The 8,194-nt window shown below is 68.6% G+C and carries 7 protein-coding genes; 3 read left to right on the forward strand and 4 right to left on the reverse strand.

The genetic code is table 11. From position 1 onward, the window contains the following. Positions 1–243: 243 nt before the first annotated feature. Positions 244–2,487, forward strand: a complete 2,244-nt coding sequence (locus tag AB0J58_RS36620) for a DEAD/DEAH box helicase (protein WP_364224518.1) — start codon at positions 244–246, stop codon at positions 2,485–2,487. A gap of 36 nt (positions 2,488–2,523) precedes the next feature. Here AB0J58_RS36620 and AB0J58_RS36625 read toward each other — a convergent pair whose 3' ends face one another. The 4 genes from AB0J58_RS36625 to AB0J58_RS36640 form a co-directional block, all read right to left on the reverse strand. Further along, positions 2,524–4,590 (reverse strand): hypothetical protein, encoded by a 2,067-nt coding sequence (locus AB0J58_RS36625; protein WP_364224512.1) that lies wholly within the window; start codon positions 4,588–4,590, stop codon positions 2,524–2,526. A 517-nt stretch (positions 4,591–5,107) separates the two neighbouring features. Further along, on the reverse strand, positions 5,108–5,506 hold the full coding sequence (locus tag AB0J58_RS36630; protein WP_364224520.1) for an Rv3654c family TadE-like protein: 399 nt from the start codon (positions 5,504–5,506) through the stop codon (positions 5,108–5,110). Positions 5,507–5,570: 64 nt separating this feature from the next. Beyond that, complete coding sequence (locus AB0J58_RS36635; protein ID WP_364224514.1) at positions 5,571–5,951, reverse strand: TadE family type IV pilus minor pilin; 381 nt, start codon at positions 5,949–5,951, stop codon at positions 5,571–5,573. Continuing rightward, a complete protein-coding gene (locus AB0J58_RS36640; protein WP_364224516.1) occupies positions 5,948–6,184 on the reverse strand; it encodes a DUF4244 domain-containing protein in 237 nt (78 codons plus the stop codon). Before AB0J58_RS36640 ends, AB0J58_RS36635 begins: the two co-directional genes overlap by 4 nt. 655 nt (positions 6,185–6,839) lie before the next feature. Here AB0J58_RS36640 and AB0J58_RS36645 point away from each other — a divergent pair. Both AB0J58_RS36645 and AB0J58_RS36650 read left to right on the forward strand, forming a co-directional pair. Further along, on the forward strand, positions 6,840–7,475 hold the full coding sequence (locus tag AB0J58_RS36645) for an HAD family hydrolase (RefSeq protein ID WP_364224522.1): 636 nt from the start codon (positions 6,840–6,842) through the stop codon (positions 7,473–7,475). 11 nt (positions 7,476–7,486) lie between these two features. Next, positions 7,487–8,194, forward strand: a 708-nt coding sequence (locus tag AB0J58_RS36650) for a helix-turn-helix transcriptional regulator (protein WP_364224524.1), incomplete at its 3' end; no start/stop codon positions are given.

Here is an 8,194-nt window from a genome sequence, read left to right on the forward strand (position 1 = left end):
CTGCGAAAGTACCGATTCGAGCTTGCCCTCCCGGGACCGGATGACCCCCGGACGACAAGCCCCGACGCGCGGCATTCAACCATGCGTACGCTCAGTGTCTATACGAAATCACGATTCCCGGCGACTCTGCCCACAGATGTGAGACTGAAACCAGTGACCCCGCCCTCATCCTCGCCCCTCCGAGCGGGTAACGCCCTCAATCGCCTGCTCGATGTTCCCGCACGTCGCGAGCGTGTCACCCATGTGGAGCACGTTCCCGCACGTCAGGCCGGTAAGACCCGGTGGCCGGACTGGGTTGACCAGCGATTGGTTACGCGCTGGGCGAACCACGGTGTTTCCGGCCTGTGGCCGCATCAGGCCGAGGCCGCCGAGTTGGCCCACCGTGGCCAAAACGTGATCATCTCCACCGGGACCGCCTCGGGCAAGTCCCTCTCCTACCTGGTCCCGGCGCTTTCCGCGACGCTCGACGGCGGCACGATCCTCTACCTGTCACCCAGCAAGGCGCTGGCCGCCGACCAGCTCCGCGCGCTGCGCGAGCTCGACCCGCCCGAGCTCCGTGCCGCCACCTACGACGGCGACACCTCCTTCGAGGAGCGGACCTGGGTACGCAGGCACGCCAACTACGTCCTCACCAACCCGGACATGCTCCATCGCGGCCTGCTGCCCCGTCACACTCAGTGGTCGGCCTTCTGGCGGCGGCTCCGGATGGTCGTCGTGGACGAGTGCCACGGCTACCGAGGCGTGTTCGGCTCCCACGTCGCCCAGATCCTGCGCCGCCTGCGCCGGATCTGCGCGCGCCACGGCTCACGCCCGACCTTCCTGCTCTCCTCGGCGACGGCCAGCGAGCCCGGGGCCTTCGCGAACCGTCTGACGGGCCTCCAGATGGCCGAGGTGACCACGGACGCCTCGCCCCGAGGCTCGACCACCTTCGCACTGTGGGAGCCACCCCTGACCGATCTGCGGGGCGAGGGCGGGGCACCCGTCCGCCGCCCCGCGACCGCCGAGAGCGCGGACCTCCTGGCCGACCTCGTCGCCTCCGACGTGCGGACCCTGGCCTTCGTCCGCTCCCGGCGGGCCGCCGAGTCCGTGGCCCTCACCACGCGGGCCAGGCTCGGCGACCTCGTCGCCGACGGAAGCGCGCCCGCGGACCTGCCCGACAAGGTGGCGGCCTACCGGGCGGGCTACCTGGCCGAGGATCGCCGGGGGCTGGAGAAGGCGCTGCGTTCGGGGGAGCTGCTCGGCCTGGCGACGACCAACGCCCTGGAACTCGGCGTCGACGTCTCCGGGCTGGACGCCGTGCTCATCGCGGGGTGGCCGGGAACCCGCGCCTCGCTCTGGCAGCAGGCCGGACGGGCCGGAAGGGACGGGCAGGACGCGCTGGCGGTGCTGATCGCCAGGGACGACCCCCTGGACACCTATCTCGTCCACCATCCCGAAGCCCTGTTCGGCAGGCCGGTGGAGACGATCGTGCTCGATCCCGGCAACCCTTACGTACTGGGCCCCCACCTGTGCGCGGCGGCCGCCGAGATCCCGCTGACCCACGACGACCTGGACGTCTTCGGCCCCACCAGCAAGGAGGTGCTCACGGACCTGGTCGGTGACGGCCTGCTCAGGGAACGCGCCGCGGGCTGGTTTTGGACCAGCAGGGGACGCGCCACCGACCTCGCCGACATCCGCGGGTCGGGCGCCGCGCCGGTCCAGGTCGTCGAGATGTCCACCGGACGGCTGCTCGGCACCGTGGACGAGCCCTCGGCTCACTCCACCGTGCACGCCGGAGCCGTCTACGTGCACCAGGGAGAGACGTTCCTGGTGGCCGAACTCGACCTGGAGGCGGGGGTCGCACTGGTCGAGGCCGGGGCGCCCGACTACACGACCTTCGCCAGGGACGTCACCGATATCTCGGTCATCGAGTCCCTCGACTCGCACCCCCTCGGTCCTGGAGAGCTCCACTTCGGCTCGGTGGAGGTGACCAGCCAGGTCGTGGCCTATCTCAAGCGCCGGGCCCAGAGCGGCGAGCTCATGGGCGACGAACCCCTCGACCTGCCCCCGCGCACGCTGCGGACCCGCGCCGTCTGGTGGACGCTGCCCACCTCGGCGATCATGCCCCTGATCGAGGACGGCCTGGACCTCGGCGGCGCCGCGCACGCGGCCGAACACGCCTCCATCGGCCTGCTGCCGCTCTTCGCGACCTGTGACCGCTGGGACATCGGAGGCGTCTCCACCGAACTCCACGCCGACACGGGACTGCTCACCGTCTTCGTCTACGACGGGCACGAGGGCGGCGCCGGTTTCGCCGAGCGCGGTTACGCCCGCGCGCGCGACTGGCTCACGGCCACCCGTGAGGCCATCGCCTCGTGCGAGTGCGAACGCGGCTGCCCCTCCTGCATCCAGTCCCCCAAGTGCGGCAACGGCAACGAACCCCTCGACAAGGCCGGAGCCCTCCGCCTGCTGGCCGTCCTGCTCTCCTTTGACGAGTCGCAGATGTGAGGGCCGCCGTCCCGGCGGCGGCCCGCCGAAGACCGATCAGCTCATACCGGGGATGAAGCGATGCCCCGAGGATGAGATGCCATCGCGCTCTCGTCGCTCGTCCCGGTCGTCGTTACGGTCCTCGTCGTTACGGTCCTCGGCCCAGAAATCGGTCGCGCCGGGCTGCGGGCGCTCCCAGTACCCGCTGTCCTCCATGGACCGGGGGGCGGGCGGAAGGTAGTCGTCCCACCGGTCAGCCGTCCGGGCCGCGGCCTGGCCGACATCACCGGCCTCGGAGAGCGGAGTCGCGCCGGGAGCGGGATCCGCGCCCGGCCGTCCAGCGTGACCTGCCTGCCCTGTCTCCTCGTGCTCGACCTCCGGGTGCTCAACCTCTGCGTGCTCGGCCCCCGCCTGACGGGTCCCCGCCCGCTGTGCCTCCGTCTCACGGTCAGTGGCTTTCCGAACAGAGGCCAGCCGAACCGAAGCCGGCTGAACCGAGATCGGCTGAACCGGGGCATCCCTGATCGAGATGCGCTGAGCCGGGACGCGCCGGGCTGGAGCCGGCTCGGCCGAGACGGCCCGCTCCGGCACGGACCGATCCGGCACGGACCGATCCGAGGCGGGCCGATCATGGGACTGCCGGGGAGGGTGCGGGCGGCCCGAACCATGGGAATCGGGCGATGGACTCCTCGGGGCCAGGCCGGTCTTGACCACGGCGAGGATGACCGCGGGACGCCGTGGGTCGACGGTGACAGCGGTGCCGCCCTTGCCCGCCACACCACCCCTGCCGCCGGTGCCGGTCATGCCGTTCCTGTCCGCCGTACCGCCACGGCCTGTCGTCCTGGCATCCCCCCTAGTGTCCTTTCCGCCGAGCGGCTCGGACGCGAAGGGCACGGTCTGCCCATCGCCCCCGTCGGCACGGCGCCTGTCTCCGCCGGCGGGATCGTCCCCCGCGGCCAGTAGCCTGCGACGGACCCAGGCACCACCGTGCGCGCCGAGAAGCAGCAGGACGAGAGCACCGGCGATGAACATGCCGTACTGACTCATACCGCCGGTCGGTACGTCAGATGACCCCGCTGTGGTGTTCGTATCCGGGTCGGAGTCCGCGCCGGTCGCTCCGGAGTCGGGGGCACTGTCCGCGCCTTCCTTCTTCTCCCGATCGCCGTCGGCCCCCTCATTCGTCTTCTCGGCCGGCTCAGCGATCGAGGAGGTGGCGTCGCCGCCATTCTCTGCCTTTTCCGAAACCCCGGGCTTCTCCGTTGGCGCGACCGCTGTCCCCGACGGCTGATTCGAGGCCCCCGTGGGCTTCTTTGCGGGCAACTGCGGAAGGTCGTGGACTCCGGCCTGCTTGTTCTCGCTCTTCTTCCCGCTTTTCTCGGTGTTCCGCTGACTGCCCGTGTCGCTCTGGTTCGATCCGCTCCGGGTGCCGGAACTCTCCTGGCCACCGGTTTTCCTGCCGCTCTTCGCCACCGTGGCCGCCGGCACCTTCACTGAGGCGCCGGCCGAGGCGCCTGAGGAGAGCGTGCCGCCACCGCCGTTGCCGCGCAGGGCCCGCACCGTGAACCCGATCCGCTGTCCGGCCGCCTTCGCCGGAACGGCCAGGGTCGCCCTGCATGAACCACCGGAACACGCACTGCCCACCCGCACGGACCCGACCCTGCCGGTCCGGCTCGTGGAGATCACGTAACCCTGCAGGTCGGGCTCGGCACCCCTGCGCCATCTGACGACCACTCGCTTGCCGTACAACCGGGCGCTCACCCCGCTCGGCGTCGCCGGAGGAACGGCCTGGACCAGGGTCTTGCCGGTCTGGTGCCACTCGGCTCCGAGCACCTTGCCCCGCTGTTCAAGCCTGATCCGGTACCTGCCGTTCCGGTGATGGCGGGGATTCCAGGCGTAGGAGACCTTTTGATCTCCTTTCGCCACCTGCCTGCCATTGACGAAAAGGACCGCGTCGAACAGAAGATCGACTCTGCCGGAAATGACCACTGTGCTGTTGGAGGTCACCCGGGACGGGACGTTCAGCCGCGCCACGGCCTGCGCCGGATTCGCGGCGGTGAGCACAAAGGAGACGGACACGATCGGCGCGATCATCGCCATGGCGACAAGTCTGCGAACTGTTGTCACGACGTTTCCCCTCGTCGAGAACCGCGCGCCATCCGGCCATCCGCCATCCGTACGGTCACCCGGCGGCCAGCCCGTTCCCTCCTCCCGACCGGCTCGCACCGGTCCCGCCCTCCGGCCCCGCGATCGCGAGGCCGCCCGATGATGTCGTGTGACCTGGTGATTCGCATTTCACCCTCCCCAGGCCGATCGGGAAACAGCACGGATCACCGGTAAGCGGCACCTTACGTGAGCTTTCGGACTCTTGGACACGCCGTCCAAGAAGTCGTGATTTGATTGCGACCTTGTTTCCCGGAGCTTCGCGCATCCGGTTTCCCGAAGACCTCCGTCCGCCGATTCTCAGTGTTCGTCCGTGCGGAGCAGTGATCTGCCTTGTTGCCGTCGCGGCGTTCTTCTTGGCGGGAATGCCATTTCATCGGTGCGCGCCCGGCACGGCCGCCTGTTCTCACCCCTTCGAAGCCGTACTTGATCGCTTTCCGGCTGGTTCCCATCGGATTGTTGATGTGCTTTCATCCCCCCGTCACCGACCTGAATCAGCGATGTGGACAGGGCCGGCACGTGCCCTGGCGCCGATCGACACCTCTCCCTTCAAGGGGAGTGAGACATCCATGGTCACCTCGATCTCCGCGATGCCGTCATCTCCCACCGAACAGCGGGTGACCCTGACCCCGTTGTCCGCAGCGAGCAGGGAGGCCCGCGCGCAACTCCGGTCCGGGTCCGCGAAGGCCAGCCGAGCGGCGGTGAGCGCGCTCAGGTCGGCGGCACTCTGCGCTCGGTGGCGCGCGACCCGGGCCGTGCCCGCGACCATGACCGCCGCCGCGACCGCGAAGAGCAAAGCCATGAGCCCGACCGTCCAGATGGTGGCCGACCCCCGCTCAGCCCCGCCGTCATCCACATCCTGCGGGCAGGACCTGCCCATCGCGGGGCTGCGGGAGCGGCTTGACGGCAAGCCGCTCTCCCCAGGAAGCGGAGGGGTCACGGGCCTACCACTCCACTCCGGGCTCGGTGACGGAGGCGGCACTCGCGTGAACGGTGACGCCCGGAAGCGAGGCGCCCCAGCGCGGCCTGACGTTCACCGACACCTCCACCCGCGCCGTCTCCGCGCTTCGGGTCACCACGACGGTCGCGCCCGCGGGAGCCACGGACAGTGCGCTGCCGCGGACCCGCTCCAGCGACTCGCCGCGCGAGGCGGCCCGAGCCCCGGCCCGGGCCGCGTCCACGCACTCCAGCTGCGCCTCGACCGCCGACACCGCCCACAGTCCGGCTCCCAGCACGACCAGGAGGGCGGGCAACACCGCGGCCGTCTCCGCGGTCACCGACCCCCTGGTCCGACGGGAGAAGATCGCCGCCACCGGGAGAGTCATCCCGCCACGGTCAACGCTCGGTTGATCAGAGTTGTGATCATCTGTTGGACGTCGGGACTCGTGACCACTTTGAAAAGGAGGGCGGCGAAGGCGCAGGCCGCGATCGTTCCGACCGCGTACTCGGCGGTGGACATGCCACTGTCACGGCACGCACCGGTGGTCAGCGGCGCCCACCGGGCACGCAGCCACCGCAGCCGACCATGTCGCCCACGAACCGTGCTCGTTCGAACCATCTGCTCCTCCTGGAGATCCCTACCGGGCCCACCACCCGGCGTCGGTTACGCCAGGGTTCTCCATACGCCCGCGACCCCGTCGACCCGAACACGATTCTGTGGATAACGCCGTAGGCCAACCCCTCGATTAGGGATAACCGCGCTCAGGCGCCGGTCAGTGCGCGCGGGCCGACATGACCTCATAGGGAAGCGAAGACGATCCGTCACCCTTCGTCGGCGATGGCCCGCCGCCCTTCCACAAGGGACATCGGACTCTCCACAGCCACGGAGAACGTGACACAACGCCAGAGCACGAGACACTCCCTCGACCGAAGGAGGCCGCTTCAGGCCCTGGCCGGTGAGATTTCAGGACGCCTGCCCACAGGCCCCAGCAATCTTCTGTGGATAACCCGGAGATTTGACGAAAAACCTGTGGATAACCCAAGAAAACAACAGCCAGCGTGACCGCTCAACCTGCGGCATTCACAAACAGGCGAAGAATCGCAGGCCATGTCATCCAGGCGAACGCTCGGGACGTCTCTTACACATCCCCAGCCCCAGGAGCCACACTGGCAAACCTGTACGGCCCACAGGATCCTTGGTCCGCTTCCCAGGCGAATGTCGTCGCGCTACGTGATGCACTATAGCGAGCTGGCCTACTCTCCGAAGTGTGGTCATGACTGTGGTGTTCGACATAGGTGAGACGCTGGTCCGCGATGATCGCTACTGGGGATCTCTTGCGGATTGGCTGAACGTCCCCCGCCACACCCTGTCCGCCTTGGTCGGGGCGGTGACAGCACTGGGCATGGACAACGCGGAAGCGGTCCGCCTCCTCCGACCGGGCATCGACCTGCACGCGGTGCGCCGGGCTCGCGAAGAGGCAGGTCGGGGCGAATACCTCGACGAGAGCGACTTGTACCCCGACGTACGGCCCGGGTTGCAGGTCCTGCGTGACATGGGGCTGCGCGTCTGCGTCGCCGGAAACCAGACAGCCAAGGCCGGTGATCTTCTGCGAGGGCTGTCGATCCCCGCCGACGTGATCGCCACATCAGAGGAATGGGGCGTCGCGAAACCCGATCCTGAATTCTTCGACCAGGTCGTTCGGCTTGCCAAGGCTCCTGCCCACGAAACGGTCTACGTAGGCGACCACCCCGCGAACGACATCATCCCCGCGAAAGCTCTCGGTCTACGCACGTGCATGATCCGGCGTGGCCCCTGGGGACACCTGTGGGGCGCCGACGCGGCTGTGCTGAGCGCAGTGGATTGGCAGATCGACAGCATCACGGAACTGCCATCTGCCCTGTCTGGATGAACGGAGCCGAGATGCCCCGCAAAGCCGCTGGCGAAGGCCCCGGAGGTCGCATAGCCGCGATCCGCAGCGCACGCCGCATGACCCAGGAAGACCTCGCCCTGGCCGCCCATATCTCCCTCAGCCTGCTCCGGAAGATCGAGCAGGGTACACGCCCCGTCCTAGACGCCATCGCCGCGGCGTTGAGCATTGATCCCTCCCGGCTCCTGGGGAACTCTGGCCGCCTCGACGGCCGCGTGCATGACGCGATTCCCGCACTTCGCAAGGTCATCACCACCTACGACATCCCTGACGAGGGCCCAGTGCGTCCCATGCCCGCGCTTCGAGCATCCGTCGCCGGCGCGGTCCAAAAACGCCTAAGCGCTCAGTACGTGCGGCTGTCGCAGACCCTGCCCGAGCTGCTCGGCGAACTCATCCGCAGGGTGCACGCGTCGGATGATCCCGCAGGCATCTCGGCGTTGCTGGTGGCCACCTACCGTGCGGCCGATGCGGTTGCCTACAAATACGGGTACCTGGATTTGTCGGCCCGGCTGATCGAGTTGATGCGCCAGACCTCCGCCGTCGCCGGGGATCCTCTGCTCAGTGCGTCCACGGCGTATGTGCGGACCGAGGTCTTCTTCGCCACACCCCTCCCTGCCAAACTAGACAGAGGTAACAAAAAGGTACATAACTCTGTATCGAGGGCGGGGAAGGAGACATCCCTTCGTGGGAGCACGACAACC

Origin of the sequence: Streptosporangium sp. NPDC049644 (assembly GCF_040675205.1) — a bacterium.
GTDB classification, from domain to species: domain Bacteria; phylum Actinomycetota; class Actinomycetes; order Streptosporangiales; family Streptosporangiaceae; genus Streptosporangium; species Streptosporangium fukuiense.